This is a genomic window from Mycobacterium fragae (assembly GCF_002102185.1).
In the GTDB taxonomy this organism is placed as follows: Bacteria; Actinomycetota; Actinomycetes; order Mycobacteriales; family Mycobacteriaceae; genus Mycobacterium; species Mycobacterium fragae.
The window spans coordinates 22,342-49,315 of the sequence record NZ_LQOW01000033.1; the positions used below are offsets into that span (position 1 = coordinate 22,342).

The 26,974-nt window shown below is 67.5% G+C and carries 29 protein-coding genes; 20 read left to right on the top strand and 9 right to left on the bottom strand.

The genetic code is table 11. The features are described from left to right. The first annotated feature begins 34 nt into the window (after positions 1-34). Genes sp36 through AWC06_RS22025 form a run of 3 tightly spaced genes read left to right on the top strand, consistent with a single transcriptional unit; the run spans position 35 to position 1,430 of the window. Complete coding sequence (gene sp36, locus AWC06_RS23155) at positions 35-196, top strand: Sp36 family protein (protein ID WP_139797953.1); 162 nt, start codon at positions 35-37, stop codon at positions 194-196. Beyond that, positions 193-648, top strand: coding sequence for a RidA family protein (locus AWC06_RS22020; RefSeq protein WP_085200144.1), 456 nt, complete (start codon positions 193-195; stop codon positions 646-648). Before sp36 ends, AWC06_RS22020 begins: the two co-directional genes overlap by 4 nt. Positions 649-656: 8 nt before the next feature. After that, entirely contained in the window at positions 657-1,430 is a 774-nt protein-coding gene (locus tag AWC06_RS22025) for an MBL fold metallo-hydrolase (protein ID WP_139820194.1), read from the top strand. Positions 1,431-1,487: 57 nt separating this feature from the next. On the opposite strand, the gene crp is transcribed toward AWC06_RS22025, so the two are convergent. Together crp and AWC06_RS22035 are read right to left on the bottom strand one after the other, a co-directional pair. Further along, on the bottom strand, positions 1,488-2,162 hold the full coding sequence (crp, locus tag AWC06_RS22030) for a cAMP-activated global transcriptional regulator CRP (RefSeq protein WP_085200145.1): 675 nt from the start codon (positions 2,160-2,162) through the stop codon (positions 1,488-1,490). A gap of 39 nt (positions 2,163-2,201) precedes the next feature. Then, positions 2,202-2,546: a hypothetical protein gene (locus AWC06_RS22035; RefSeq protein WP_227371189.1), complete on the bottom strand. Its 345-nt coding sequence runs from the start codon at positions 2,544-2,546 to the stop codon at positions 2,202-2,204. A gap of 216 nt (positions 2,547-2,762) precedes the next feature. Between AWC06_RS22035 and nth the strand changes: the two genes are divergently transcribed. From nth to marP, 4 genes are read left to right on the top strand one after another with little or no spacing between them, the layout of a single operon-like run. Then, on the top strand, positions 2,763-3,443 hold the full coding sequence (nth, locus tag AWC06_RS22040; RefSeq protein WP_227371184.1) for an endonuclease III: 681 nt from the start codon (positions 2,763-2,765) through the stop codon (positions 3,441-3,443). A 10-nt stretch (positions 3,444-3,453) separates the two neighbouring features. Then, the gene (locus AWC06_RS22045) at positions 3,454-4,092 is read left to right on the top strand and encodes a TlpA family protein disulfide reductase (protein WP_085200148.1); all 639 of its coding nucleotides are present in this window, start codon (positions 3,454-3,456) and stop codon (positions 4,090-4,092) included. Between the two features lie 16 nt (positions 4,093-4,108). Further along, complete coding sequence (locus AWC06_RS22050) at positions 4,109-4,870, top strand: NUDIX hydrolase (RefSeq protein ID WP_372458198.1); 762 nt, start codon at positions 4,109-4,111, stop codon at positions 4,868-4,870. After that, positions 4,870-6,063 carry an acid resistance serine protease MarP gene (marP, locus tag AWC06_RS22055; protein WP_139820195.1) on the top strand — a complete coding sequence of 398 codons (1,194 nt, stop codon included), beginning with the start codon at positions 4,870-4,872 and terminating at the stop codon, positions 6,061-6,063. Before AWC06_RS22050 ends, marP begins: the two co-directional genes overlap by 1 nt. Here marP and AWC06_RS22060 read toward each other — a convergent pair. Then, positions 6,056-7,021: an alpha/beta fold hydrolase gene (locus tag AWC06_RS22060; protein WP_085200150.1), complete on the bottom strand. Its 966-nt coding sequence runs from the start codon at positions 7,019-7,021 to the stop codon at positions 6,056-6,058. The genes marP and AWC06_RS22060 overlap by 8 nt on opposite strands. Further along, positions 7,022-7,540, bottom strand: coding sequence for a phage holin family protein (locus AWC06_RS22065; protein WP_085200151.1), 519 nt, complete (start codon positions 7,538-7,540; stop codon positions 7,022-7,024). It abuts the gene before it with no gap. A gap of 221 nt (positions 7,541-7,761) precedes the next feature. On the opposite strand from AWC06_RS22065, the gene AWC06_RS22070 reads away from it, so the two are divergent. Further along, positions 7,762-8,445 carry a S1 family peptidase gene (locus AWC06_RS22070; protein ID WP_227371188.1) on the top strand — a complete coding sequence of 228 codons (684 nt, stop codon included), beginning with the start codon at positions 7,762-7,764 and terminating at the stop codon, positions 8,443-8,445. On the opposite strand, the gene acs is transcribed toward AWC06_RS22070, so the two are convergent. Continuing rightward, complete coding sequence (acs, locus tag AWC06_RS22075) at positions 8,446-10,404, bottom strand: acetate--CoA ligase (RefSeq protein ID WP_085200153.1); 1,959 nt, start codon at positions 10,402-10,404, stop codon at positions 8,446-8,448. A 23-nt stretch (positions 10,405-10,427) separates the two neighbouring features. Then, positions 10,428-11,216: an LppU/SCO3897 family protein gene (locus tag AWC06_RS22080; RefSeq protein ID WP_085200154.1), complete on the bottom strand. Its 789-nt coding sequence runs from the start codon at positions 11,214-11,216 to the stop codon at positions 10,428-10,430. Between the two features lie 45 nt (positions 11,217-11,261). On the opposite strand from AWC06_RS22080, the gene AWC06_RS22085 reads away from it, so the two are divergent. The 5 genes from AWC06_RS22085 to AWC06_RS22105 are packed head-to-tail and all read left to right on the top strand — an operon-like array spanning position 11,262 to position 16,961. Next, positions 11,262-12,860 carry a peptide ABC transporter substrate-binding protein gene (locus tag AWC06_RS22085; RefSeq protein WP_372458199.1) on the top strand — a complete coding sequence of 533 codons (1,599 nt, stop codon included), beginning with the start codon at positions 11,262-11,264 and terminating at the stop codon, positions 12,858-12,860. Position 12,861: 1 nt separating this feature from the next. After that, on the top strand, positions 12,862-13,788 hold the full coding sequence (locus AWC06_RS22090; protein ID WP_085200155.1) for an ABC transporter permease: 927 nt from the start codon (positions 12,862-12,864) through the stop codon (positions 13,786-13,788). After that, positions 13,754-14,623, top strand: a complete 870-nt coding sequence (locus tag AWC06_RS22095) for an ABC transporter permease (RefSeq protein WP_211282012.1) — start codon at positions 13,754-13,756, stop codon at positions 14,621-14,623. The genes AWC06_RS22090 and AWC06_RS22095 overlap by 35 nt, the downstream gene beginning before the upstream one ends. Further along, the gene (locus AWC06_RS22100) at positions 14,620-16,218 is read left to right on the top strand and encodes a dipeptide ABC transporter ATP-binding protein (RefSeq protein WP_085200157.1); all 1,599 of its coding nucleotides are present in this window, start codon (positions 14,620-14,622) and stop codon (positions 16,216-16,218) included. Before AWC06_RS22095 ends, AWC06_RS22100 begins: the two co-directional genes overlap by 4 nt. Next, positions 16,218-16,961: an oxidoreductase gene (locus tag AWC06_RS22105; RefSeq protein ID WP_085200158.1), complete on the top strand. Its 744-nt coding sequence runs from the start codon at positions 16,218-16,220 to the stop codon at positions 16,959-16,961. Before AWC06_RS22100 ends, AWC06_RS22105 begins: the two co-directional genes overlap by 1 nt. 473 nt (positions 16,962-17,434) lie before the next feature. On the opposite strand, the gene AWC06_RS22115 is transcribed toward AWC06_RS22105, so the two are convergent. Next, a complete protein-coding gene (locus AWC06_RS22115) occupies positions 17,435-18,292 on the bottom strand; it encodes an HAD-IB family hydrolase (RefSeq protein ID WP_085200159.1) in 858 nt (285 codons plus the stop codon). 414 nt (positions 18,293-18,706) lie between these two features. On the opposite strand from AWC06_RS22115, the gene ssd reads away from it, so the two are divergent. From ssd to AWC06_RS23770, 7 genes are read left to right on the top strand one after another with little or no spacing between them, the layout of a single operon-like run. Continuing rightward, positions 18,707-19,798 (top strand): septum site-determining protein Ssd, encoded by a 1,092-nt coding sequence (gene ssd, locus AWC06_RS22120; RefSeq protein ID WP_264480460.1) that lies wholly within the window; start codon positions 18,707-18,709, stop codon positions 19,796-19,798. Beyond that, positions 19,795-20,958 (top strand): TadA family conjugal transfer-associated ATPase, encoded by a 1,164-nt coding sequence (locus AWC06_RS22125; protein ID WP_085200160.1) that lies wholly within the window; start codon positions 19,795-19,797, stop codon positions 20,956-20,958. Before ssd ends, AWC06_RS22125 begins: the two co-directional genes overlap by 4 nt. After that, positions 20,955-21,746 (top strand): type II secretion system F family protein, encoded by a 792-nt coding sequence (locus AWC06_RS22130; RefSeq protein ID WP_085200161.1) that lies wholly within the window; start codon positions 20,955-20,957, stop codon positions 21,744-21,746. Before AWC06_RS22125 ends, AWC06_RS22130 begins: the two co-directional genes overlap by 4 nt. After that, complete coding sequence (locus AWC06_RS22135) at positions 21,743-22,333, top strand: type II secretion system F family protein (protein ID WP_211282013.1); 591 nt, start codon at positions 21,743-21,745, stop codon at positions 22,331-22,333. Before AWC06_RS22130 ends, AWC06_RS22135 begins: the two co-directional genes overlap by 4 nt. Before the next feature lie 15 nt (positions 22,334-22,348). Then, positions 22,349-22,555 (top strand): DUF4244 domain-containing protein, encoded by a 207-nt coding sequence (locus tag AWC06_RS22140; RefSeq protein WP_085200163.1) that lies wholly within the window; start codon positions 22,349-22,351, stop codon positions 22,553-22,555. Positions 22,556-22,596: 41 nt separating this feature from the next. Then, positions 22,597-22,881, top strand: a complete 285-nt coding sequence (locus AWC06_RS23765) for a TadE family type IV pilus minor pilin (protein ID WP_227371187.1) — start codon at positions 22,597-22,599, stop codon at positions 22,879-22,881. Positions 22,882-22,900: 19 nt separating this feature from the next. Then, entirely contained in the window at positions 22,901-23,209 is a 309-nt protein-coding gene (locus AWC06_RS23770) for an Rv3654c family TadE-like protein (protein WP_308204217.1), read from the top strand. Positions 23,210-23,211: 2 nt separating this feature from the next. Here the strand turns inward: AWC06_RS23770 and AWC06_RS22150 are convergent, their stop codons facing one another. Together AWC06_RS22150 and AWC06_RS22155 are read right to left on the bottom strand one after the other, a co-directional pair. Beyond that, the gene (locus AWC06_RS22150; RefSeq protein ID WP_085200164.1) at positions 23,212-24,240 is read right to left on the bottom strand and encodes a PAS domain-containing protein; all 1,029 of its coding nucleotides are present in this window, start codon (positions 24,238-24,240) and stop codon (positions 23,212-23,214) included. Positions 24,241-24,553: 313 nt separating this feature from the next. Next, the gene (locus AWC06_RS22155; protein WP_085200165.1) at positions 24,554-26,887 is read right to left on the bottom strand and encodes a DEAD/DEAH box helicase; all 2,334 of its coding nucleotides are present in this window, start codon (positions 26,885-26,887) and stop codon (positions 24,554-24,556) included. Between the last annotated feature and the right edge of the window lie 87 nt (positions 26,888-26,974).

Consider the following 26,974-nt stretch of genomic DNA (forward strand, 5'->3'; position numbering starts at 1 on the left):
AAGTCGCCGACCGCGCTACCGATAAGCTCGGCTCATGACCCAACCGACCGCATGGGAGTACGTCACGGTCCCACTGTTGACACATGCCACCAAGCAGATCCTCGACCAGTGGGGCGCCGACGGCTGGGAGCTGGTTTCGGTGCTGCCCGGGCCCACCGGCGAGCAGCATGTCGCGTATCTGAAACGCCCGAAATGAGCGTGTCTGCCCGGCTCGAAAAGCTGGGCATCGCACTCCCGGAGGTGGCCAAGCCGCTGGCTTCCTATGTTCCGGCGGTGCGCAGCGGCAGCCTGGTGTACACGTCGGGCCAGTTGCCGATGCAGGCCGGCAAGCTTGCCGGCACGGGCAAGGTCGGGGGGGACGTCACCCCTGAGGAGGCCAAGGCATTCGCACGGATCTGCGCACTCAACGCGTTGGCCGCGGTGGATTCGCTGGTGGGCCTCGACGCCGTCACGCAGGTGGTCAAGGTGACCGGATTCGTCGCCTCTGCAACCGGATTCAACGGCCAGCCGGGCGTGGTCAACGGCGCATCGGATCTACTTGCCGAGGTGTTCGGAGACTCTGGTGCGCATGCCCGCTCGGCGGTCGGCGTCTCCGAGTTGCCGTTGGACGCGCCGGTGGAAGTCGAGTTGATCGTCGAGGTCGGGTAACGACAGAGTTGCTGACGCATCCCGCCTACGGCCAGTTGCGGCCGGTCACCGACACCGCGTCGGTGTTGCTGGCCGACAATCCGGGCCTGATGACGCTGGAGGGCACCAACACCTGGGTGCTGCGCGGGCCTCGCAGCGACGAGGTGGTGATCGTCGATCCCGGCCCGGACGACGACGAGCACATCGCCCGCGTCGCGGGTCTGGGCCGCATCGCCCTGGTGCTGATCAGCCATCGGCACGGCGACCATACCGACGGCATCGACAAGCTGGTCGACCTCACCGGGGCGACGGTGCGGTCGGCGGGCAGCGGGTTTTTGCGGGGCCTCGGCGGTCATTTGACCGACGGTGAGGTGATCGATGTTGCCGGGCTGACGATCACGGTGCTGGCGACGCCGGGGCACACCGCCGACTCGCTGTCGTTCGTCCTCGACGATGCGGTATTAACCGCGGACACCGTATTAGGGCGGGGGACCACGGTCATCGACACCGAAGACGGCAGCCTGAGCGCATACCTGGAATCGCTGCGCCGGCTGCGTGGTCTGGGCGATAAGAGGGTGCTACCCGGTCACGGGCCGGACTTGGGAAATCTGGAAGCTGTCGCGTCGGGATATTTGGCGCATCGCGAGCAGCGGCTGGAGCAGGTGCGCTCGGCGCTGCGCGAACTGGGAGACGACGCCACCGTGCGTCAGGTCGTCGAATACGTCTATGTCGACGTCGACGAGGAGCTGTGGGACGTCGCCGAGTGGTCCGTGCAGGCCCAGCTGGACTATTTGCGTCGTTGACATTGCGCGTAGGGCTGTGAACGCGCCGCGATCACGACCCTGACTGCAATCTCGGCGCTAGCGGGCGCGGCGGGCCAGCCGCTCCGAGTCGGAGATCAGCACGCTCTTGCCCTCCAGGCGAATCCAGCCGCGATGGGCGAAATCGGCGAGCGCCTTGTTCACCGTCTCTCTCGACGCGCCGACCAGCTGGGCGATCTCTTCCTGCGTCAGGTCGTGGGTGACGCGCATCGCGCCGCCTTCCTGAGTGCCGAAACGCTGGGCGAGCTGCAGCAACTGCTTGGCGACGCGGCCGGGCACGTCGGTGAAGATGAGGTCGGCGAGGTTGTTGTTGGTGCGCCGCAACCGACGCGCCAGCACGCGCAGCAGCTGCTCGGCGATCTCAGGGCGGTCGGCGATCCAGGCGCGCAGCGCGTCACGGTCCATCGACACCGCGCGCACCTCGGTGATGGTGGTGGCGCTGGAGGTTCGCGGGCCGGGGTCGAAGATCGACAGCTCGCCGAACATGTCTGACGGGCCCATGATCGTCAGGAGGTTCTCGCGGCCATCCGGAGAACGGCGGCCGATCTTCACCTTGCCGGCAATGATGATGTACAGCCGATCGCCCGGCTCGCCTTCGGCGAAAACGGTGTGTCCACGAGGAAAGTCGACGGGCTGCAATTGCTTGGTCAGCGCGGCGACGGCGCTGGGTTCAACCCCCTGGAAGATTCCGGCCCTTGCCAGGATCTCGTCCACGTTGCCCCTTAGCTGTGTGAATGACTCAACGTGCCAACGCTACACACGATTGGCATGCCGAGGCGCCCCAAATTGGCGATTCTCCCTCGAATGCCTCGGCCGCGGCGTGGCCCAGTCAGCTTGTTCGGCGGCGGAAATAATGGCGGCCGTCAAGAACGGATCGACCGGAGGTTCCAGCCGGTGGGCGCTATGAGCGGCCTCGTCGGCAACCTCTTCGGTGCGGCGGCGGTGCAGGCATTCCAAGGCCTCGGGCAGGCCCTCGCGGGCCAGCGTTCTCATATCGACCGGCTCGGCCTGATCGAGAAATTCGGTGACGTCCCTGGCGGTAAGCGTGTCATTGGCCAAACTCGCTTCCAGCCGGCTGAGCCCGAAAGTCGCCAGCATCAGCAACCCCGGGATGAATGCCACGAGCAACCACGACACAGGGAGCCAGTAAACACGGCTAAGGTCTCAGCGGGATTACGAATTAGTACTCTGTCGAAGGTGATTATGGGCAAACCCTCTCGCGCCGCTGCCCAGGCGCCCACCGCAACTTCAGCCGCGGCCGACCGTCGTTGGACTTCGGAAACTCGGCTGGGCTTGGTGCGACGGGCACGCCGAATGAATCGTGCACTGGCACAAGCCTTTCCACACGTATATTGCGAGTTAGATTTCAGGAACCCACTTGAGCTGACGGTGGCCACGATCTTGTCGGCGCAGAGCACCGACAAGCGGGTGAACCTCACCACCCCGGCGCTGTTCGCCCGGTATCGGACCGCGCGGGACTATGCGCAAGCGAACCGCGAAGAATTAGAAAACCTCATCCGCCCCACCGGTTTCTATCGCAACAAGGCGAATGCGTTGATCGGGCTGGGGCAAGCCTTGGTCGAGCGGTTCGACGGCGAGGTGCCCGCCAGCATGGAAGAGTTGGTGACGCTGCCCGGAATCGGACGCAAGACCGCCAACGTCATCCTCGGAAACGCATTCGGAGTTCCGGGCATCACCGTTGACACCCATTTCAAGCGGCTGGTCCGGCGGTGGCGATGGACGGCCGAGGATGACCCGGTGAAGATCGAGCACGCCGTCGGCGAACTCATCGAACGCGACGAGTGGACACTGCTCAGCCACCGGGTGATCTTCCACGGGCGCCGGGTATGCCACGCTCGCAAACCGGCCTGCGGGGTGTGCGTGCTGGCCAAGGACTGTCCCTCGTTCGGGACCGGGCCCACCGAACCGGAGATCGCCGCGGCGCTGGTGCAGGGCCCGGAGACCCAGCACCTGCTTGCATTGGCGGGCTTGTAGGCCACTGGCGATGAGCGCTCGGACCGGCTGGACCGTCGCGATCTTGGCTGCGATCGTGGCCCTGCTCGGCGCGTTGCTGGTTGAAATGCGCGACACATACCACCTGTCCTCCCCACCACCGACGAGCGGCCCCAGCCGCGAACACCGCGACGCCGACACTCCCGCGGCGTTGGCCGGTCCGCGGCATCGTGCCAACCTGCCGCCGTGTCCGCCCCCCGGTGACAGTGCAGGTCCGCCGGTGTTGCGCGGTATCACGGTCGAATGCGCAGCCGACGGCTCGACGGTCGACGTCGCCCGCGCGCTGGCCGGGCGCCGCGTGGTGCTCAACCTGTGGGCGTACTGGTGCCAACCCTGCAAGGCCGAATTACCCGCGATGGCCGAGTATCAGCGGCGCGTCGGCTCGGCTGTGACCGTGGTGACCGTGCACCAGGACGAGAACGAGACGGCCGCCCTGCTGCGGCTGGCGCAACTGGATGTCCGGCTGCCGACGCTGCAGGACGGTCGGCGGAAAGTCGCGGCGGCGTTGCGGGTACCTAATGTGATGCCCGCGACGGTGGTGTTGGCCTCGGACGGTAGCGTTGCGCAGACCCTGCCGCGAGCCTTCGCCACCGCCGACGAGATCGAGGCTGCGGTCGGAGGTCGGGAGTGAGACCAGGGAGGCTCGGGTGAGCGCTGCGATTCCGCTGACGCCCGAGCTCGGCCCGCCCTGGCTGCGTCCGCTGGTCGACAACGCCGATCACGTGCCGGCGGCCGCCCGGCGCCGGCTGCCGGCCGACGTGCTGGCCATGGTCACCGCCGCCCACGCGACGGCCAAGTTGCGCAAAGACCGCCGCGACGCGGCCGTGCTGGTGCTGTTCTCCGGACCGCCGTCTGACCAGCCCGACGGCGGTCCCCCGGACGACGCCGACCTGCTGCTGACAGTGCGGGCCTCCACATTGCGCCACCATGCAGGGCAGGCGGCCTTTCCTGGCGGCGCAACCGATCCGGATGACGACGGCCCGGTGGCCACCGCGCTGCGAGAGGCGCGCGAAGAGACCGGCATCGATCCCAACAGGCTGCATCCACTGGCCACGCTGGAGCGAACGTTCATCGCGCCGTCGGGTTTTCACGTTGTGCCGGTGCTGGCGTATTCACCCGACCCGGGGCCGGTGGCCGTCGTCGACGCGGCCGAGACGGCGGTCGTGGCCCGGGTTCCGGTGCGGGCGTTCATCAATCCGGAGAACAGGCTGATGGTGTACCGCCGCACCTTCAGCCGCCGCTTCGCCGGACCGGCGTTCCTGTTGAACGAGATGCTGGTTTGGGGTTTCACAGGTCAGGTGATTTCGGCGATGCTGGACGTGGCGGGTTGGGCAAAGCCCTGGGACAGCAGCGACATCCGTGAGCTGGACGAAGCGATGGCCTTGGTCGGCGACGAAGGTGATGAATGATGACCTCCTCTCAGTGGCTCGACATCGGTGTGCTTGGCGTCGCTCTCCTCGCGGCGATATCGGGTTGGCGCTCAGGCGCACTCGGCTCGCTTTTGTCATTCGTCGGTGTGCTGCTGGGAGGGTTTGCCGGCATGCTGCTGGCCCCGCACCTCTTCGGCCGCATCAATTCTGATCCTGCCAGGTCGTTCGCGGGGCTTTTCTTGGTCCTAGTGCTGGTCGTCGTCGGTGAGGTCGCGGGTGTGGTGCTGGGTCGCGCGGTGCGCGGGGCGATCCACAGCCGTACACTCCGGTTCTTCGACTCTTTGGTCGGGGTGGTCGTGCAGGTGGTAGTGGTGCTGGTCGCGGTGTGGCTGGTAGCGACGCCGTTGACGTCGTTGTCTAGTCTGCCCAATCTAGCTGCCGCCGTGCGGGGTTCGCGGGTACTGGCTCAAGTCAACGAGTTAGCGCCGCCGTGGCTGAAGAAGGTGCCCGACCGATTGTCGCCGCTGATTGATGCCTCTGGTTTCCGTCAGGTGCTGGGTGATCGGTTCAGGCGCACCCCAATTGCGGCGGTGGGGGCACCGGATGCGGCGCTGGCCAGCAACCCTGTGGTGGCGGCCACCCAACCCAGCGTGCTGAAGATCCGCGCGATCGCCCCCGATTGCCAGAAAGTGTTGGAGGGCAGTGGCTTTGTGCTTTCCCCCGATCGGGTGATGACCAACGCGCATGTCGTGGCCGGCGCAAACAGCGTCACCGTGGAGGCGAACGGCAACCCGTATAACGCAACTGTGGTGTCCTACGATCCAACCGTCGACATCGCGATCCTCTCCGTCTCCAACTTGCCGTCCGGACCGCTGGCCTTCGCAGACGCGCCAGCGAAACCGGACGCCGACGCGCTGGTGCTGGGTTATCCCGGCGGCGGGGGATTCGTGGCCACGCCGGCCAGGATCCGGGAAACCATCGAGCTGTCCGGTCCTGATATCTACCGGAACGCGACGGTCAACCGCGAGGTGTACACCATCAGAGCCACTGTGGAACAAGGCAATTCGGGCGGGCCGCTGATCGACTTGGATGGCCATGTGCTCGGTGTGGTGTTCGGCGCAGCGGTCGACGACAACGACACCGGCTTCGTCCTGACCGCCAAGGAAGTGGCCGGTCAGCTTGCGGCGATCGGTGACACCGCGCCGGTGAACACCGGGTCGTGTGTCAGCTGACCGGTGACCGGTAGACCCGTTCCAGGAACCGCATCAGGTAGCTGTTGACTTCCTCCGGCGCCTCTTCGTGACTGAAATGTCCTGCGCCGGAGATTGATACGTAACGACCGTGCGGTGCATAGCGTTGGGTGCGGTCAACCGGATCCGCGAGCACGTACGGATCGGCCTCACCTCGGATGTGCAGCATGGGGATGCCGAGCGGTCGGCTCATCGACCTCATGAACCGCCGACCCTCGTCACGTAACTGGCTCCGCACCGCCCAACGCTGATATTCCAGTGCGGAGTGCGCGGCCGACGGAATTCGGATCGCTTGCCGCAAATGATGGACGGTCTCGGAAAAGTCCTCGGACGCGACCCATTTGGCGCTCGCGCGACTACGGAGCAGGCGCTCGATCTCCCTGGCATCATGCCGAGTCAACGAGCGCTCCGGCCACAGCGGTATCTGGTAACGCAGTAGCGACGGCAACAGCGCACGGCGCTGATCGCGCTGGGTCAGTGCCGATCTGCGCAACGCGGCCGGGTGGGGCGAGCTGATCACGGCGATGGCGCGCACCAGCCGGGGGTGCAGCACCGAGGTGGCCCAGCAGACCAGGCCCCCGTCGGCATGGCCGACCAGGGTTGCCGAGGTATGACCCAGCGCCCGGATCAGTCCCGCGGTGTCACCGGCGAGCGTCCACCCGTCATAGCCGCGCGGAGGCTTGTCGCTGCCGCCGTAACCGCGCAAATCCACCGCGACCAGGCGAGCGCCGCGCAGCCCGCGTAGCTGGTGACGCCAGGACCACCAGAACGAGGCGAAGCCGTGCAGCATGATCACCAGCGGGCGCGCCGTCAGAGGTGTGGCCGCATCCTGCCCGGCGGGCGCCGCCTCGACGACTTGAAACCGGATGCCGTTGGCGTGGACGTCCAGATGCCGCCATGGCCCGCCAATGCGGGTCACCGACGGATCTGGTGGTGCCATCTACCAACCCGAGGGGTCGGCGGGTGTCCCGCCGGCATTGAGTGCCTGCTGGCCGGACTTGTCGTGACCGGGGGTGAAAGCGGTGCGGGTCTCCTTCACCGATTCGATGGTCTGCCGTGGTCCGCGAATGCGCCGCACCTTCAAATAGCCGAACAGCGCCAGCACCGCGGTGACCACCACCATGATCCCGAACACGATCAGGAACGCCACCCAGCGCCACAGCCAGGTATCGAGCAGTTCGGCGACGAAGAAGAAGAAAAAGAAGGTCGAGTAGAACAGCACGACCAGCGCCGAGATGAAGTAGACGCTGCCGGTAAGGCCTTTCTTGACATCGCGGGTGATCTCGGCGCGGGCCAGTTCCACCTCGGCGCGCACCAGCGTCGACATCTGCGCCGTGGCGTCCTTGACCAGCTCACCGATCGACGGTTCGACGGCTGTGGCGTGCGGGTCGGTCAACGGAATCGTGGTCAGCGTGCGGGGCACCCCGTCACCCGCGTTCTTTCGACCTGGCTTGCTCACAGGCGTCCTCCCGGTTCGCTGTCGTCGCGGTTCATGTTGCCATGTGGTCCGGTGGTGGACGAGGCCAACCGGACACGCCAAACGCCGTCGGAGGGTGAACACTGGTGGGGTAGGGACCACGCTAGACTGACGCCGGCCCATTCGGGTTCGCGTCCTGGCCTGTCGACGGGAGTATCGCTGTGCAGACCGCGCACCGCCGGCTGTTTCGGGTCGCGGCGGCGTTGGTGGCGGTGACATCGCTCGGGCTGCTCGGCGCGCATGATGTGCCCGCGGGAGCCGACGACAAGGTTCCCCTCGGCGGCGGCGCGGGCATCGTCGTCAACGGGGACACCTTTTGCACCCTGACCGCCATCGGCAACGACAACAAGGGCCAACTCATCGGGTTCACCTCCGCGCACTGCGGGGGTCCGGGCGCGTCCGTCGCCGCCGAGGCCGCGCAGAACCGCGGACCGGTGGGGACCATGGTGGCCGGCAATGACAACCTCGACTACGCGGTCATCCAGTTCGAGCCGGACAAGGTAGCCCCGGTATCCAACTTCGGCGGCTTCGCGATCAACGGCATCGGACCCGATCCGGCCGCCGGCCAAGTCGTCTGCAAGGACGGCCGCACCACCGGTGATTCCTGCGGCGTCACGTTCGGTCCTGGCCAAGACCCGGGCACCATCGTCGCCCAGCTCTGCGGGCAGCCCGGCGACTCGGGCGGGCCGGTCACCGCCAACAACCAGCTGGTCGGGATGATCCACGGCGCCTTCAGCGAGCTTCTGCCGGGCTGCATTATCAAATACGTCCCGCTGCACACCCCGGCCGTCGTCGTCTCGATCAACGCCGTGCTGGCCGACCTCGCCGCAAAGAACCGGCCCGGCGCCGGGTTCGTCCCGGTCGCGGGCGGGGCATCGGCTACTTAGTTACTTAGCGGCGCGGATCGCGTCGAACACGCCTGGGTCGAGCAGCGTCGAGGTGTCCCCGAGTTCCCGATTCTCGGCGATGTCGCGCAGCAGCCGGCGCATGATCTTGCCGCTGCGGGTCTTCGGCAGTTCGGGCACCACATGCAGTTCGCGCGGCCGGGCGATCGGCGAGATCTCTTTGGCCACTTGGCCGCGCAGCTCGTCGATGATCTCTTCGCCCACGGTCTCGGGTTGATCAGCATCCAGAACGACGAACGCGCAGATCGCCTGACCGGTGTCCTCATCGGTGGCACCGACCACCGCGGCCTCGGCCACCCCCGAGTGGCCGACCAGTGCCGACTCCACCTCGGCGGTGGAGATGCGATGCCCGGACACGTTCATCACGTCGTCGATGCGGCCCACCACCCAGATGTCGCCGTCGGGGTCGTAGCGGGCGCTGTCGCCCGCGAAATACCAGCCCTGGTCGGCGAACTTGGACCAGTACGTTTCCCGGTAGCGGTCCGGGTCGCCCCAGATGCCGCGCAGCATGCCCGGCCAGGGCTGGTCGATGATCAGGTATCCGGTGGCGTGCTCACCCTCGTCGGTCGACGGGGGTGAGAGTTGGTTGCCGTCGTCGTCGACGATTTTGGCCGAGATGCCCGGCAGCGGCCGCATCGCCGAACCCGGCTTGGCCGCGGCGATCCCGGGCAGCGGGGAGATCATCGCGGCGCCGGTCTCGGTCTGCCACCAGGTGTCCACCACCGGGGTGCTGCCGGCGCCGACCACGTTGCGATACCACCGCCAGGCCTCCGGGTTGATCGGCTCGCCGACGGACCCGAGCAGCCGCAGGCTGGACAGGTCATGGGCGTCCGGGATCTCACGGCCCCACTTCATGAACGTGCGGATCAGCGTTGGCGCTGCGTAATAGATTGTCGCGCCGTACTTTTCGATGATCTCGAAGTGCCGATGCTGGCTGGGTGCGTCGGGTGTGCCCTCGTAGATGATCTGCGTGACGCCGTTGGACAACGGGCCGTAGACGCTGTAGGTGTGCCCGGTGACCCAGCCGATGTCGGCGGTGCACCAGAACACGTCTCTCTCCGGCTTGGTGTCGAAGATGGCGTGGTGGGTGTAGGAAGTCTGGGTGAGATAGCCGCCGCTGGTGTGCATGATGCCCTTGGGCTTACCGGTGGTGCCCGAGGTGTACAGCAGGAACAGCGGATGCTCGGCGTCGAACGCCTCCGGGCTGTGTTCGGCCGGCGCGGGGTCGACGACGTCGTGCCACCATAGGTCGCGGCCGTCCGTCCACGGCACGTCGATCCCGGTGCGACGCACCACCACGACGTGCTCGATGGTCTCCGTGTCAGCGACCGCTTCGTCGGCCGCCTCCTTGAGCGGTGCCGGCTTGCCGCGCCGGAACTGCCCGTCTGCGGTGATCAGCAGTTTGGCCTCAGCGTCGTCGATCCTCGCGGCCAGCGCCTTGGCGGTGAAGCCGGCGAACACGACGCTGTGCATGAGGCCCAGCCGCGCGCAGGCCAACATCGCGACAATGGCCTCCGGGATCATCGGCAGGTAGATGGCGACCCGGTCACCGGCGACCAGACCGAGGTCGGTCAAGGCGTTGGCGGCCTTGCACACCTCGGCTTGCAAGTCGGAGTAGGTGAGACTGCGACCGTCATCGACCGGCTCGCCCTCCCAGTGGATGGCGACTCGGTCGCCGTGGCCGGCTTCGACATGGCGGTCCACGCAGTTGTAGGCGACGTTGAGCGTGCCGCCGACAAACCATCTGGCGAACGGTGCAGCCGACCAGTCCAGCACCTGCTCGAATGGCGTCGCCCAGGACAGCCGGTCAGCCTGCTTGCCCCAGAACGCCAGCCGGTGCTGCTCGGCCTCGCGGTACAACTCGGCAGTCGCGTTGGCGTGCTCGGCGAACTCCTCCGGCGGCGGATAAGACTTCATCGCCTCGGCATGCGTTTCGGTCACGTTTGCGAGCGTAGTCAGTTGGGTCAGTTTTCGAATCGCTGCAGGCAGTACAGCCGGGCCGGAGTCGGATAGGAGACCGCTTTGGTTCCGGCCAGACACAACGCGGCATCCGAGCTACCATCGACACGTTTGACGACCCTGATCCGCGGGTTCGAGCCATCGCAGGCCGTCGCGACAAACGTCGGGTCCGTCGCCCCGCCGGACATCGAGTAGCACTGACCCTGCTTGAGGTTGACCATCAGGCAGAAGGTGGTGGTCCCGTCGAAAAGAAACGAGTAGTCGGAGCCCTCACGCTTGCCGTCCGGGCACTTCGCGGAGCTACCCCCCTTGCTGGCGACCTCCAATGTCGAGTCAGGCTTGTCGCAGTCCTGCGGTTTCGGAGTCAGACTGGGATCCCGAGTACTGAATGCACTGATGCATTGACCGACATTTGCGGAACCAGCCGAGCGGCCGGCTCGTGAGGCCGCATCGACCACGCCGCCAAGGATCCCCAGCACGCCGAATCCCAGCAGGATCGACCCCACGACGATCAGCGCTGTGCCCGACGACCCAGGTCGGGGCGGCGCCGGATAGCCGGTCGGGTAATACGGTCGGTGCGTCGGCGGCTGGGGAGGGCCCGGCTGGTAAGGGTAGGGATAGCCATACGGATACGGCATGGGCGCGTTGGTAAACGGCGGTAGCCGGCGACGTCGTGCACGCTGCTGAAGACCGACGATCAATAGGATCACTCCCAAAAGAGGGATGCCGATCATCCCGATCAGAAAACCAACGTGCTCGGCGACGCTACCCTCGGCGAGTTCGGTGACGGTCACGACGGAATTGTAGTGATCACGAACGAGGAGGCTGGTTTGCGTCGGCTGCGCATCGCGTCGGCAGTTGCCGTGCTCCTGGCTGGTCTGCTGGCCGGCTGCTGGGGCGGCAATGTCCGCACCGACGTGGTCATCGTCAACGCCAGTGAGCCGCAGAACCCGTTGATCCCGACGAACACCAACGACACCAATGGGGGCCGTGTCATCGACCGGCTGTTCGCCGGCCTGATGTCCTACGACGCCAAGGGCAAACCCGAACCCGAGGTCGCCCAGTCCATCGAGACCACCGACAACGTCAACTACCGGATCATCCTCAAGCCGGGGTGGACGTTCAGCGACGGCACGCCGGTGACGGCGCACTCGTTCGTAAACGCCTGGAATTACGGCGCATTGGCCACCAACGCGCAACTGCAGCAAAGCTTCTTCAGCCCCATCGTCGGGTTCGACGAGGTGGCCGCGCCAAAACCTGCGGCGACCGCGATGTCCGGGTTGCGGGTGGTCAACGACCGCGAATTCAGCGTGCGCCTCAAGGCGCCGACCATCGATTTCAAACTGCGACTTGGGTTTTCGCCGTTTTATCCGCTGCCAGATGCCGCGTACAAGGACATGACGGCGTTCGGGCAGCACCCGATCGGCAACGGCCCGTATCGTCTCACCGACGATCCGCGTAACCCAGCCTGGCAGCACAACGTCAAGCTGGATCTGGTACCCAACCCGCGCTACCACGGCAACCGGATGCCGCAGAACAAGGGACTGCGGTTCGTGTTCTACGCCAACCTCGACACCGCCTATGCCGACCTGCTGTCGAGCAATCTCGATGTGCTGGACACCATTCCGCCCAGCGTGCTGCCGATCTTTCGCAAAGACCTCGGCGATCGTGCCGTCACCGCGCCCGCGGCGGTCAACCAGACGCTGGACACACCGCTGCGGCTGCCGCATTTCGGCGGCGAAGAAGGCCGGCTGCGCCGGCTCGCGCTATCGGCGGCCATCAACCGCCCGCAGATCTGCAAGCAGATCTTTTCCGGAGCCCGTGCGCCGGCGCGCGATTTCACCGCCAGTTCGCTGCCCGGGTATGACCCCGACATCGCCGGCAACGACGCGCTGAACTTCGATCCGGACCGAGCGCGGCGGCTATGGGCGCAGGCCGACGCCATCTCGAAATGGACGGGCCAATACGCCATCGCCTACAACGGCGACGGCGGGCATCAGGAGTGGGTGGATGCCGTGGCCAACAGCATCAAGAACGTGCTGGCCATCGATGCGGTCGGTGCGCCGCAGCCCACCTTCGCCGGGTTCCGCACCCAAATCACCAACCGCACCATCACAACCGCGTTCCGCGCCGGCTGGCAAGGCGACTTCCCCTCACTGCTGGAATTCTTGGAGCCGCTATTCGGCACCGGGGCGGGCGCCAACGACGTCGGCTATTCCAACCCGGATTTCGACGCCGCGATCGCCGCAGCCGAGAGCGCACCGAGCTTGCCGCAGTCCTTTGCACAGGCCAACGCGGCGCAGCGAATTCTGTTGGCGGACATGCCCGTCGTGCCACTGTGGTACACCATCAGCGTGGCGGGGCGATCACCGGCAGTCAGCGGGGTCACCCTCACCTGGAACGGGCTGCCCGACTACGAGCACATCGTCAAGGCTTGAGATGGGTTGGTACATCGCACGACGCGTCGCGGTCATGGTTCCGGTTTTCCTCGGCGCCACGCTGCTGATCTACGGCATGGTCTTCCTGTTGCCCGGCGACCCGATCGCCGCGTTGGGCGGGGACCGGCCGCTGAGCCCCGCGGTCGCCGCGCAACTGCGTGCTCAATATCACCTCGACGATCCGTTCGTGCTGCAGTACCTGCATTACCTGGGCGGCATCCTGCACGGCGATCTCGGTCGCGCCTACTCCGGACTGCCGGTCAGTGTCGTTCTGGCCCAGGCTTTTCCGGTGACCATCAGGCTGGCGTTGATCGCGCTGGCGGTGGAGGCCATCCTCGGCGTGGGCTTCGGGGTTGTCGCCGGTCTGCGCCAGGGCGGGATCTTCGATGCCGGTGTGCTGATCGCCAGCCTGGTCATCATCGCGATTCCGATTTTCGTGCTGGGCTTCTTGGCGCAATTCGTCTTCGGGGTACGGCTGGGCGTCGCCTCGGTCACCGTCGGCGACCAAGCGACGTTGCAGCGGCTGCTTTTGCCCGGCATTGTGCTGGGCTCGGTGTCGTTCGCCTACGTGGTGCGGTTGACCCGTTCTGCGGTGGCCGCCAACGCCCATGCCGACTACGTGCGCACGGCGACCGCGAAGGGGTTGTCGCGGCCACGGGTGGTGACGGTGCACATTCTGCGCAACTCGCTGATCCCGGTGGTGACCTTCCTCGGCGCGGACCTCGGCGCGCTGATGGGCGGGGCGATCGTGACCGAGGGAATCTTCAACATCCACGGCGTCGGCGGCGTGCTCTATCAAGCCGTCACCCGCCAGGAGGCCCCGACAGTGGTGTCGATCGTCACGGTATTGGTTGTCGTCTACCTGGCGACCAACCTGCTCGTGGATCTGTTGTATGCCGCGCTGGACCCACGGATTCGTTATGGCTGAGCTGTGGCGTGGACTGCGCCGGCGCCCGAAGTTCATCGTCGCCGGGACGCTGATCCTCTTTGTCGTTATCGTCGCGGCGTTTCCGGCGCTCTTCACCGGAGCCGATCCCGGGTATGCCGATCCGAACCAGAGCCTGCTGTCACCGTCGGCGACGCACTGGTTCGGCACCGACCTGCAGGGCCACGACATCTACGCGCGCACGGTATACGGCGCCCGGGCCTCCATCACGGTCGGCGTGGGCGCGACACTCGCCGTGTTCGTCGTGGGCGGCGCGCTGGGCGCGCTGGCCGGTTTCTACGGCGGTTGGCTCGACGCGCTGGTCTCGCGCGTCGCCGACGTTTTCTTCGGAATACCGTTGTTGTTGGCGGCCATCGTGCTCATGCAGGTCATGCATCACCGAACGGTGTGGACGGTGATCGCGATCCTGGCTTTGTTCGGCTGGCCGCAGGTGGCGCGCATCGCTCGCGGCGCGGTGCTCTCGGTGCGCGACAGCGATTATGTGCTGGCGGCTAAAGCACTGGGGCTGAGCAGGTTTGGGACCCTGGTGCGGCACGCGCTCCCCAACGCGATGGGGCCGGTCATCGCCGTCGCCACGATCTCTCTCGGAGTGTTCATCGTCACCGAGGCGACGTTGTCCTACCTCGGCGTTGGGCTGCCGCCGTCGGTGGTGTCGTGGGGAGGCGATATCAACGTGGACCAGATCCGGCTGCGCGCCGGCTCGCCGATTCTGTTCTATCCTGCGGGCGCTCTGGCGATCACGGTGCTGGCCTTCATGATGATGGGGGACGTCTTGCGTGACGCCCTGGACCCGGCGTCGCGGGCGAGGCGCGCATGACGACCACGTCGCCGCTGCTGAGCATCACGGGCCTGGAAGTCAGGTTCGGCGACGACGCTCCGGCGGTGCGGCGAGTGGATCTGACGGTCGGCCACGGTCAGACGGTAGCCCTCGTCGGCGAATCCGGTTCGGGCAAGTCCACTACCGCCGCCGCGGTTCTGGGACTGCTGCCGCCGGGCGGACGCGTCACCGCCGGTCGCATCGAATTCGACGGCGTCGACATCACTCGGGCCGGCGAGCGCCGGCTGCGGGATATCCGGGGCGTCGGCATCGGTTACGTGCCGCAGGATCCGATGAGCAACCTCAACCCGGTGTGGAAGGTCGGCTTTCAGATCCGGGAGGCGTTGCGCGCGAACAATATCGACGAGGTGCGCCAGGGATCCCTGCAACTGCTCACCGATGCCGGTATGCCGGATCCGGTGACGCAGGCCAGACGGTATCCGCATCAGCTGTCCGGGGGGATGTGCCAGCGCGCCTTGATCGCGATCGGGCTGGCGGGCCGGCCCCGGCTGCTGATCGCCGACGAACCAACCTCGGCGCTCGACGTGACGGTGCAGCGGAGGGTGCTCGACCACTTGCAGCGCCTGACCGGTGAACTGGGAACCGCGCTGCTGCTGATCACCCACGATCTGGCGCTGGCCGCCGAGCGTGCCGAGTACCTCGTCGTCATGCACGACGGCGTCGTGGTGGAAACGGGTGTGGCCCAGTCGATTCTGCAAGACCCGCAGCAGCCATACACCCAACAGCTGGTGGCTGCGGCGCCGTCGCTGCATCAACCCGTCAAGCAGACCAGGAGCCCCGGCGACGACGTGGTTGTTGCCAGCGGGCTGACCAAGGTCTACCGGACGTCGCGCGGTGCGCCATGGCGGAAGGTGGAGCAGCGTGCCGTCGACGACGTGTCGTTTCGACTGCGGCGCGGGACCACGCTGGCGATCGCAGGTGAATCCGGTTCGGGAAAATCCACGCTGGCGCGGATGGTGCTGGGGCTGCTGCAACCTACTTCGGGCACAGTCGTTTTCGAGAGCCAGAACATCGCAGCGCTGGACCGCGACGCCGCGTTCGCCTTTCGGCGGCGGGTGCAGCCGGTATTCCAGAACCCTTACAGCAGTTTGGATCCCATGTACTCGGTGTTTCGCGCCATCGAGGAACCGTTGCGAATTCATCGAGTCGGCGACCGTCGTCAGCGCGCGCAGGCGGTGCGCGAGCTGGCCGAGCAGGTGGCGTTGCCCTCATCGGTGCTGGGCAGGCGGCCGCGGGAGCTGTCCGGAGGCCAACGTCAGCGCGTCGCGATCGCGCGGGCGCTGGCGCTGCGGCCCGAGGTGCTTGTCTGCGACGAACCGGTCTCTGCCCTCGACGTCGTGGTGCAGGCGCAGATTCTGGATCTGCTTGCCGAGCTGCAGGACGCGCTCGGGTTGACCTATCTGTTCATCAGCCACGACCTGGCAGTGATCCGCCAGATCGCCGACGAGGTGATGGTGATGCGCGACGGCCGGGTCGTCGAGCATGCGCCCACCGAGGAGATGTTCACTCGGCCGCGGCATGAGTACACCCGTGAGCTGCTGGCGGCGATACCGGCATATCGTGACAGCTCGTGATGGCTCCAGACGTCTTGGCTCCGCTGATGGAGCTGCCCGGCGTCGCCGCCGCAGCGGAGCAGGCGCGCGACGCACTCGGGCGAGCGCATCGGCATCGGATCAACTTGCGAAGGTGGCCGGTGACCGCCGCGGAGGCGGCGCTGCGCGCAGCACGGGCCTCGGCTGTGCTCGACGGTGCCCGGAAGGTCGAGCAGCTTGACGCGGCCAGCGACCCCGTCTTCGCCGGCGCGTTACGAGTCGCGCAAGCACTGGAAGGCGGCGAGACCAACCTCGTTGGCGTGTGGCAGCGGGCGCCGCTGCAGGCGTTGGCGCGGCTGCATGTGCTCGCCGCCGCGGACCTGGTCGAGGAGGATCGGTTGGGCCGGCCGCGGACCGACCCCGAGGTCGGGCCGCGCCTCGAGCTGCTCGCCGACCTGGTGACCGGCGGCACTGATGCGCCGGCTCCGGTGATTGCCGCGGTCGCCCACGGCGAGCTGCTGACCCTGGCCCCGTTCGGCAGCGCCGATGGCGTCGTGGCCCGGGCGGTGTCCCGGCTGGTTACCATCGCCACCGGTCTCGACCCGCACGGGTTGGGGGTGCCGGAGGTGATGTGGATGCGTCGCGCCGCCGACTACCGGGAGGCCGCGCTGGGCTTCGCCGCGGGCACTCCCGACGGGATGACGGCCTGGCTGATGCTGTGCTGCCGGGCCACGCGGACCGGCGCTTCCGAAGCGCTGTCGATCGCCGAATCGCTGGCGCAGTAGGTTGCCGGAACCCCGTCGCAAGCGCGTCGGTCAGGCCTTCGGCAGGCGGCCAGGAAAGATAAAGCGAGCGACGATCCGAAGAACTTCGGCTCGCCGCCCGCTAGCACGGAACTCGGTTACCAAGCGTGCAACTCTGGGTTGCGTGGGTTGGCCTCGGCGATCTTGCGATGCGTCCGACTGCAGCCCCACCCAAAGGGCCGTCGAGGCCGGTCGCTCTTCGCAATTACGCAGGCCCGCAACACTTCTGCCTTTATCGTGGCTGTGACTCCGCGTGGGTGCCGGGTGCCGTGCTGGGTCGCCCAGTTCGGGAGCTCGAACCTTCTCTTCCGGATCGACCTTGGCCGTACCGGGCTTCCGTGACTCCTTTGTACTACGTGACCTCTATCACATCAAGGGTCAATTGATTTTTTAAGCGTGACGAAACGCTGAAGTTACATGGCGTCGTGCCACGAGCAGTTTGCTGGACGACGCGCCTACAGGGAGAAGCGGCGAAGCAACGAGTACGTCAGCGCTCCGGCGGCCAGCGCACTGACACCCACCGCGGCCGTCGTGGCGACCGCGGCTCCCGACGGCGCCGGGATGCGGTCACGCAGCGAGACCGGGCGGGAGAAACTCAGTACCGGCCAGCCGCGGGCGATCGCCTCCTTGCGCAGGGCGCGGTCCGGGTTGACCACGCTCGGATGTCCGACGGCCTCGAGCATCGGCAAGTCGGTGATCGAGTCGGAGTAGGCGTAGCAGTGCTCGAGCGGGTAACCCTCGCGTGCGGCCAACTCGCGGATCGCCTGCACCTTGCCCTCGCCGTAGCAGTAGAACGCGATCTCTCCGGTGTACTTGCCGTCTTCGACGACCATGCGAGTCGCCATCGCATGCGTCGCGCCGAGCGCGCGCGCAATCGGCGCCACCAGCTCCTCACCGGATGCGGATACCACCACCACGTCGCGGCCGCAGAGCTTGTGGCTGGCGATCAGGTCCGCCGCTTCCGCGAATACCAACGGCGTCACGATGTCATGCAGGGTTTCGTTGACGATCGATTTGACCTGCTCCACATCCCAGCCGGTGCACATGTTGGTCAGGTGGATGCGCATCCGGTCCATCTGATCGTGATCGGCGCCGGACAGCAGGTACAGGAACTGGGCGTAGCTGGACTTGAGCACGGCGCGCCGATTGATCAATCCCTGGGCGAAAAAGGGTTTGCTGAACAACAGCGTGCTGGACTTCGCGATGATGGTTTTATCAAGATCGAAGAAAGCGGCGGTACGGGGAATTGAACCCGAACTTGCCCGTGCTTGCTGCGATGTTTGCTGGTCAGCGGCCGAGTCGGAGACGGTCACCGGCCAAGCATAGGGCGAGCGTGCGACTAAGCGCGACGGCGTGGTTAAAACAGCCGGTCAGGCCCGGTTTGGTTGCTCGCAGGACTTGCTGCAGTTACACCAATGTAGTTGGACGTCATGCTTTCTATTGCAAGCAGCTCTTGCGCCCGGCGCAGCTGTCGTGTGTATAGTAAGCAGTACTCGGCTTATGCCGAGGGTGTATCAGCCCGACCCCCCGGGGCTGATACACGACGACCCTCGCCTCCTCCCCCCCTGGCGGGGGTCGTCCCTTTTTTACCCGAATTTCTCGCCCCTATCCGGCCCGGCCCTCTCTTTGGCGCGCGCAGCCCACAGGTTTGTGCACAGTTCGGATGCTGTCCACAGATCGGCATTCGCTGCTGGCGGGACGACATCGCCCCCGGGCACGGTGGGCGAATGACACCCACAACCGGTACCCGCGGGGTACTGGCCGTGCTGGCCGAATCGGCGCTGCGTGCCGAAGTGGACCGCGTCGCCGCCGCGGTGGGTGTGCGGGTGGTTCACGCCGGCAGTACACCACCGGTGAGCAGGAAAACGTGGTCGGCGGCCGCGGCGGTGCTGCTCGACGAGGCCGCGACGGGTCAATGCGCCCACGCCGCACTTCCGCGCCGCCCGCATGTCATCGTGGTGACCGCGACCGAGCCGGCGCCGGCGACGTGGGCCGCGGCGATCGAGGTCGGCGCCCGGCATGTGTTCAGGCTCCCCTCGCAGGAACGCGATCTGGTCCGCGAGCTCGCCGACGCCGGGGACGCGGCGCGTGACAGCGGTTCCCGCGGTGAAGCCATCGCGGTCATTGGCGGACGCGGCGGAGCGGGCGCTTCACTCTTCGCTGCCGCCTTGGCGCAAGCGGCCACCGATCCGCTCCTGGTCGATCTTGATTCCTGGGCCGGCGGCATCGATCTGCTGATGGGTTGCGAAAGCACACCTGGCGTGCGATGGCCCGACTTGGCGCTGCAAGGCGGACGGCTGAACTGGGCGGCCATGCGCGACGCGTTGCCACGACACCGCGGGGTCTGCATGCTCTCGGGCACTCGACGCGAATATGAACCGGACGCCAAGGCGGTGGAGGCCGTCATCGATGCTGGGCGCCGCGGCGGCGCGACCGTGGTGTGCGACCTTCCACGTCGGTTGACCGATGCCGCTCAAACCGCGCTCGACGCCGCTGATCTGGTCGTGGTGATCAGCCAATGCGACGTGCGGGCGTGTGCCGCCACCGCGACGATCGCGGCGGTGATCGCCGGAATCAATCCCAATGTCGGACTGGTCGTGCGCGGGCCGTCGCCGGGTGGTCTGCGGGCGGGCGAGGTGGCTGAAATCGCGGCGGTGCCGCTGCTGGCGACGATGAAGCCGGAGCCGCGGCTGGCCGAGCAGCTCGAACATGGTGGGCTGCGATTGCGGCGGCGCTCCGCGCTGGGGGCGGCGGCCCGGCGGGTCCTTGCTGTGCTGCCCGCACGCCCGCCGGCCCGGGTCGAAGGCCGGGTGGCGTGAGCGGTTCATTGATCGATCGGGTGCGCGAGCGGCTGGCGACGGAATCCGCCCCGCTGCGTCCGACGGTGGTGGCCGACGCTATCCGGGTCGAGTCCGGCGGGGTTCTCGGCGACATCGAACTGCTGAGCAATCTTCGGGTACTGCAGACCGAGCTGACCGGCGCCGGGATCCTCGAGCCGCTGCTATGCGCCGACGACACCACCGATGTGCTGGTGACCGCGCCGGACGCGGTGTGGGTCGACGACGGAAACGGACTGCGGCGCAGCGATGTTCGGTTTGCCGACGAAGCCGCGGTGCGGCGGCTGGCGCAGCGGCTGGCATTGGCGGCCGGTCGCCGGCTCGACGACGCGCAGCCTTGGGTGGACGGACAGCTGACCGGTGTGGGCGCCGGCGCTTTCACGGTCCGGCTGCATGCAGTGCTGCCGCCGGTCGCCGTCGGCGGCACCTGCCTGTCGCTGCGAGTATTGCGGCCCGCCACCCAGGATTTGGCCGCGCTGATCGCGGCGGGCGCCATCGCGCCGACGGCCGCCGCACTGCTCGCCGACATCATCGCCGCCAGGCTGGCCTTCCTGGTGTCCGGCGGAACGGGGGCGGGTAAGACCACGTTGCTCGCGGCGATGCTCAACGCGGTGGCCACCGACGAACGGATCGTGTGCGTCGAGGACGCCGCGGAGCTGGCGCCTCGGCATCCGCATCTGGTCAAGCTGGTCGCGCGATGCGCGAATGTGGAAGGCGTTGGCGAGGTCACGGTGCGCCAACTCGTTCGCCAAGCGCTGCGGATGCGGCCGGACCGCATCGTCGTCGGCGAGGTCAGGGGTGCCGAGGTCGTCGATCTGCTGGCGGCGTTGAACACCGGCCACGACGGCGGCGCGGGAACGGTGCACGCCAACAATCCCGGTGAAGTGCCGGCGCGGCTGGAGGCGTTGGGCGCTCTCGGCGGGCTGGATCGCGCTGCGCTGCACAGTCAACTCGCCGCGGCGGTCCAAGTGTTGCTGCATGTTGCCCGCGACCGCACCGGGCGGCGGCGCCTCGATGAGATCGCGGTCCTGCGCCAAACCGACGGGCGGGTCAGCGCGATCACCGTCTGGCACGCCGACCGCGGACCGACCGACGAAATCGCGGTCCTGCGCCGATTGCTGCAGAGCCGGACACCGGCATGAGCGGTCCGGTGGCGGCCACATTGGCGTTGTCGATGTCGGTGATGGCATTGCCGTGCTCACCGCGGCGACGCCTTGCCTCCGACGGCCGGGTGCGCGTGCCACGGTCGGCAATCGGATGCTTGGCAGTGTGTGCGGCGGCCGCCGCTGTCGTATTGCTGCCGCTGACAACGGTTCTCGCTGCCGCGGTGCTGGCCGCAACGGGCGGACTGCGGTACCGGCGGCGGCGCCGCAGCCGTCGCGGCCTGGCTGAGAGCCGCGCGCTGGAAACCGCGATCGATGTGTTGGTGGGCGAACTGCGGGTGGGAGCCCACCCGGCACGGGCCTTCGCCGTCGCGGCAGACGAAACGGTTGGCGCGGTCGCGAACTCATGTCGCGCGGTGGCGGCACGTGCGCGGCTGGGCGCCGACGTCGGTGCCGGTCTGCGCAGTGTCGCCGAGACTTCGGCATTGCCCGCGCAATGGGAACGGCTCGCGGTGTGTTGGGAACTCGCCGCCGAACACGGCCTGGCGATGTCAACACTGATGCGCGCTGCGCAGCGCGATATTGTTGAACGACAACGGTTTTCGGCACGCGTGACGTCGGCAATGGCTGGCTCCCGGGCAACCGCGGTCATCCTGGCCGGCCTGCCGCTGCTCGCTGTGCTGCTGGGTCAGCTGATCGGGGCGGACCCGGTGGCGTTCTTGCTGGGCGGACACGCGGGCGGCTGGCTGCTGGTCGTCGGGGTGACGCTGGCGTGCAGCGGGCTGCTGTGGTCCGACCACATCACCGATCGGGTGGCGTCGTCATGACTACAGCGGCGATGCTGCTGGCGGCAGCGCTGTTGAGCGGTGCCGGGACGTCGACGGTGCGGGCGCGGGCCGGGATGCCGGCCCGCGCGCATTGGACGCCGCGCCGGTCACCGCGTGACGTGGACCCGCTGGCCGTCGCGTCGAGCCTGGACGTGCTGGCTGTTTGCCTGGCAGCGGGCATGCCGGTCTCGACGGCCGCGGCTGCGGCCGCGCCCTCGGCGCCCGCGGCGCTGGCCAGGATCCTGCGCCGGGCCGCCGATCTGCTGGCGTTGGGCGCCGACCCTGCCGTCGCATGGTCGGCGCCGCCGGACCTGGCGGCCGGGTCCCTCGACGCGCAGACCGACGCGCTGCTGCGGCTGGCGCGACGATCGGCCGCATCCGGTGCGGCGCTCGCCGAGGCGGTGGCCGAGCTTGCCGTGCAGTGTCGCCACAACGCGGCCGCCGCTGCCGCCGCGGCCGCCGAGCGGGCCGCGGTCCTGATCGCCGGGCCGCTCGGGATGTGTTTTCTGCCTGCGTTCGTGTGCCTGGGCATCGTTCCGGTGGTGGCCGGGCTGGCGGGTGACCTGCTGCAGTCAGGCTTGTTGTGATGAAAGGAGGAAAAGATGAAGATAGCCAACACATTTCGGGTGCTAAAGCCACGCTTGGCATTGCTGGCCGTCGACGAGTCGGGCATGTCCACGGTCGAATACGCCATCGGAACGATCGCGGCGGCGGCGTTCGCTGCGATCCTCTACACGGTCGTCACCGGCGATTCCATCGTCGCGGCGTTGACCAACATCATCACCCGCGCCCTCAACACCAAGGCGTAACCGATGATGCCGGCGCCAGCACCGTCGAAGCGGCGCTCGGCATCGCCGCGCTGGTCGCGGTCTTGGTGCTCTGCCTGGCCGGTATCACGGCGGTGTCCATGCAGGTTCGCTGCGTCGACGCCGCCCGCGAGGCCGCACGACTGGCCGCACGCGGCGACGAGCGCTCGGCCGTCGCCGCCGCACGCGAAATCGCACCCGGCGGTGCCGCTGTGCAGCTGCGGGTCGACGGGGAGTTCGTCGTCGCGACCGTCACCGCCCGGTCGAATCTGCTGCCCGCGCTCCCCATCGCGGCGACCGGCGTCTCGGCGGTGGAGCCGCGGCGGTGAGCGCGGGTCGGCGACCGTGGTGGCCGCCGCGATGGTCGCCGTCTTGCTGGGTATCACCGGCGGCGGCGCGTATCTGGGTGCTGCGGTGGTGGCACGTCACCGCGCCCAGGCGGCCGCCGATTTGGCCGCGCTTGCCGCCGCCGCGCGACTACCCGCCGGACCCGAGACGGCTTGCGCGCGGGCGACGAACGTGGCCCGCGTGATGCGGATCGATCGCATCGGGTGCGCCGTCGACGACTTGGATGTGGTGGTCACCGTGCAGGTGCGTGTGCCCATCGGCGGGTGGGGCAGTGCGCGGGCCGCCGCCCGCGCGGGCCCCGACGATTAGGCTTAGCCGCCCGGTTCGCGCAGCCCCGCCTCGACGAGTTCGGCATCGGTCGGCAACCGCAGGGACACCAGCCCGGCGAACGTTTTCTCGTCGAGCTCCACTCGGTTGACCGTCACATGCACGGGAACCCAGTCGTCATTGTGGCCGGGCATGCGTAGGACCCCGGTAGCGGTCCCGGCGGCGAATTCGGCTGCCATGGCTGCCATCTTCGGCTCGTCGGCGGGGTGCACCCGTGGCGAGCTGGTCGCGGCGCGGCGCCAGTCGTAGAAGCGGCACGGCTCGTCGAGCCATTTCAGCAGGGTCCACCTGTTGAGATCGAACAATGCGCGGTGCACGCCCGGTTGCGCCAGCCCGTGCAGGATTCGCTGCGCCAGTCGGTCGGTCAAGTGCACCGAGCCAGCCGGGTCGGCACGCCAATTCATCCCCCGCGCGATCACATGGTCGCGACCATCCGGCCCGGGCTCCAGCGCACTGCGCGCGACGAAGCTCACCCGGATGTGGTTGCCCTGCCAATCGGTGCCGTCCCACGTGTCGCAAAGCGTCTGACCCGGTTCGGCCTTGACTGCCACCGCCAGCACCTTGCTTTCGTTGGGCTTGAGATCGCGAGACGGCCAGTTCTCCGCAAACGCGCGACCGTGGGTGTCTTCCACCTCGGGGTTTCTGCCGTTGTTGGCCAGCGACTCCGGCGTGTCGGTGGCGAGGCCAGCGGTCATGTCCCATTTCAGCGGGCCCGGGACCGGCCGCTCGGGCGGCTCAGCCGCGACCGGCCCACTCCAGACGTGTACGCCGTGTATTCGGCCGTCCGACATCCGCACCGGCTCGGTGCGGATCACGCGGTCGTTTTTGGGCGTGATGCTGACGAGGCTCTGGCCGGTCTGCAACGACTCGGCGATCGCAGCCCGGATGGCGGCAAGATGCGGATTGCGCCGCAGGAACGCGTTGATCGGAACGAGATTTCGTAGCTGACGGCCCAGCGCTACCACGGCGGGTTCGGTGCCCAACGTTTCGACGAGCAGCCAGTCGTGGGCCATGCCCCGATTTTACCGGCGAGCAAACGCGGATTAACCCGTTGTCGCCCTGCCGATCCGGCGCGATTCGACACCCGTCAACTCACGCGGATCTCGACACGGTTGACTGATGAGTTGCACACAGTTACCCGGGGCGGGTATTTTCGCTGCACCACAGGGATTGAGAACGGATTGTGTTGTCCGACCGTTCGTCGCGACGTTTTGTATTTCGGCAGGTCCGCGCTCTTCAACAGTGAGAAACGCGCTTACGTGGCAGGTGCCACGACGCGGAGGCGTGGAGGTCGACCGTCGAGGGGTCGGTCGTCGTCCGGTCGTCTCACGATGAATCGCGAGACAGCTCCGCAAGCACCAAGCGCAACACGCGGACAGCCCCGGCCTTGTCCAGCGGTTCGTTACCGCTGCCGCATTTTGGAGACTGCACACACGACGGACATCCGTGTGGGCATTCACATGCCTGGATAGCGGCAGCGGTGGCGCCCAGCCAGACGGCTGCCCGGCGGAAACCGCGTTCGGCAAACCCCGCCCCGCCGGGGTAACCGTCATAGACGAACACACTCGGCAGGCCGTCGGCCTCTGGCCCCATGGCAGTGGAGAGGCCTCCTATGTCCCCGCGGTCACAGCTGGCAACCAAGGGCAGCAGTCCGATCGCCGCATGCTCGGCGGCGTGTAGTGATCCCGGGATCTGCGGCGCTTGAACGCCGTTGCGCTGCAATGCCTCCGGCGTGATGGTGTACATGACCGCGGTGGTGGCCAACGTATGCGCCGGCATATCCAGGTCGACGAAGTCGATGATCTCCCCGCTCAGCTGACGGCGCAGGTAGCCGACGACTCTGCTGGTGACGTCGACCGGAACGAGGCCCAGCGTGACGGGCCCGAATTCGCAGCGCTCACCGGCGCCGGTGACCGCGATATCGGTGAGCTCGCGTGCGAACGTCGCGTATCCGGGATCACCGGCATGCACGAAGGCCATGCCCTGCTCGAAATCCAGGGATTCGACGACGTAGCTCTCACCCTGGTGCAGATACACCGCCCCCGGGTGCACCGATGCCGCGGCCTGACCGACGCCGGCAGTCCCCAGCAGCCGGCCGGTGTCGGCCTCCACGATCACGATCTGCCCGCCGGTCGGACCCCGGATATCCACTGCGGGATGCGGATCCACGCCCGGCGCGGGGTAATACCGGCCGGACCGCCGTCGCAGCAGCCCGTCGTCTTCCAGCGTTTCCGCGACCTGCTCGGCGCCCAACTCCCGCACCTCGGCCTCGTCGAGCGGCAATTCGGTTGCAGCGCACAATAATTGCGGTCCAAGGATGTACGGGTTGGCCGGGTCGATCACCACCCGCTCGATCGGCTTGTCCAGCAGCGCCGCAGGGTGATGGACCAGATAAGTGTCCAGCGGATCGTCGCGGGCGATCAGCACAACCAGCGCACCCTGACCTCGTCGCCCCGAGCGTCCGGCCTGCTGCCAGAACGAGGTAACGGTTCCCGGGAAGCCGGCCATCAACACCGCGTCGAGGCCGGCGATATCGACACCTAGCTCCAGCGCGTTGGTGGTGGCCAGCCCGCGCAGCTGCCCGTCGGCCAGCGCACGTTCCAACGCGCTGCGGTCCTCGGGCAGATACCCCGCGCGGTAGGACGCCACCTGCTCCGTCAGCTCCGGCGCGATGTTCTCCAGGCGCGCCCGGGCGGCCAGCGCGGTCAGTTCGGCGCCCCGGCGCGACCGAACGAACGTCAGGGTGCGGGCCCCCTCGGCGATCAGGTCCGCCATCACACGGGCCGCCTCTGCGCCCGCGGACCGCCGGACCGGAGCGCCGTTCTCGCCGGTCAGGTCAGCGCGCAGCGGGGGCTCCCACAACGCCACCGTGCGCGCTCCCTGAGGCGAACCGTCCACGGTGATCTCTGCTACCGACTGCCCGATGAGCTCTGAGGCGGTTTCACCGGGCGAGGCCGTCGTCGCGCTGGCGAAGATCACCGTCGGTGACCCGGAGTAGCGTGCGCACAAGCGCAGCAGCCGGCGGAGCACCATCGCCACGTTCGAGCCGAAAATGCCACGGTAGTAATGGCATTCGTCGACAACCAGGTAGCGCAGGTTACGCAGGAACACCGCCCAGCGAGCATGGTTGCGCAACAGCGCCAGGTGGACCATGTCGGGATTGGAGAACAGCCACCGCGATCGCTCCCGCGCGAAGCGCCTCACCTCGGCGGGACTGTCACCGTCGTAGGCAGTGGGTGCGACGTCGTGCAGCCGCGGCGTCGCCGCGGTCAGTGTCTGCGCGGCGCGCAACTGGTCGTGGCCGAGCGCTTTCGTCGGCGAAATGTAAAGCACCCGGGCCCGCGGATCGGTTGCCAGCACATTGAGGATGGGAAGCTGATAGGCGAGCGATTTCCCCGACGCGGTGCCGGTGCCGATGACCACGTGGCGCCCGGCGTGGGCGAGTTCCGCGGCGTCGACCTGATGCGCCCACGGCGACGCGATCCCGCACTCGGTGAACGCGCGAACCACGTCGGGCTCGACCCAGTCCGGCCACGGGCACGGCTCACCGTGGCGCGGCGCCAGCTCGGCGACATGACGCAGCGGCTGCTCGCCCGGCTCGCTGCCCGCGACCGCGACGGCGAGCAATTCGCTGCCGAACGTCACTTTGAACCCCTTCATATCCGCTTCGTAACTGAATTGTTCACCGGCTCCCAGCTGAATTGATCAAGGCAGACTGTCGCCGACGCGATGAACATGATTGACTGA

Coding starts and splice junctions, on each gene's coding strand:
- sp36 (WP_139797953.1), top strand. CDS start 35: ATGACCCAACCGACCGCATGGGAGTACGTCACGGTCCCACTGTTGACA.
- AWC06_RS22020 (WP_085200144.1), top strand. CDS start 193: ATGAGCGTGTCTGCCCGGCTCGAAAAGCTGGGCATCGCACTCCCGGAG.
- AWC06_RS22035 (WP_227371189.1), bottom strand. CDS start 2,546: ATGCTGGCGACTTTCGGGCTCAGCCGGCTGGAAGCGAGTTTGGCCAAT.
- nth (WP_227371184.1), top strand. CDS start 2,763: ATGAATCGTGCACTGGCACAAGCCTTTCCACACGTATATTGCGAGTTA.
- AWC06_RS22045 (WP_085200148.1), top strand. CDS start 3,454: ATGAGCGCTCGGACCGGCTGGACCGTCGCGATCTTGGCTGCGATCGTG.
- marP (WP_139820195.1), top strand. CDS start 4,870: ATGACCTCCTCTCAGTGGCTCGACATCGGTGTGCTTGGCGTCGCTCTC.
- AWC06_RS22060 (WP_085200150.1), bottom strand. CDS start 7,021: ATGGCACCACCAGATCCGTCGGTGACCCGCATTGGCGGGCCATGGCGG.
- AWC06_RS22090 (WP_085200155.1), top strand. CDS start 12,862: ATGGGTTGGTACATCGCACGACGCGTCGCGGTCATGGTTCCGGTTTTC.
- AWC06_RS22095 (WP_211282012.1), top strand. CDS start 13,754: ATGCCGCGCTGGACCCACGGATTCGTTATGGCTGAGCTGTGGCGTGGA.
- AWC06_RS22100 (WP_085200157.1), top strand. CDS start 14,620: ATGACGACCACGTCGCCGCTGCTGAGCATCACGGGCCTGGAAGTCAGG.
- AWC06_RS22105 (WP_085200158.1), top strand. CDS start 16,218: ATGGCTCCAGACGTCTTGGCTCCGCTGATGGAGCTGCCCGGCGTCGCC.
- ssd (WP_264480460.1), top strand. CDS start 18,707: ATGACACCCACAACCGGTACCCGCGGGGTACTGGCCGTGCTGGCCGAA.
- AWC06_RS22130 (WP_085200161.1), top strand. CDS start 20,955: ATGAGCGGTCCGGTGGCGGCCACATTGGCGTTGTCGATGTCGGTGATG.
- AWC06_RS22135 (WP_211282013.1), top strand. CDS start 21,743: ATGACTACAGCGGCGATGCTGCTGGCGGCAGCGCTGTTGAGCGGTGCC.
- AWC06_RS22140 (WP_085200163.1), top strand. CDS start 22,349: ATGAAGATAGCCAACACATTTCGGGTGCTAAAGCCACGCTTGGCATTG.
- AWC06_RS22150 (WP_085200164.1), bottom strand. CDS start 24,240: ATGGCCCACGACTGGCTGCTCGTCGAAACGTTGGGCACCGAACCCGCC.
- AWC06_RS22155 (WP_085200165.1), bottom strand. CDS start 26,887: ATGAAGGGGTTCAAAGTGACGTTCGGCAGCGAATTGCTCGCCGTCGCG.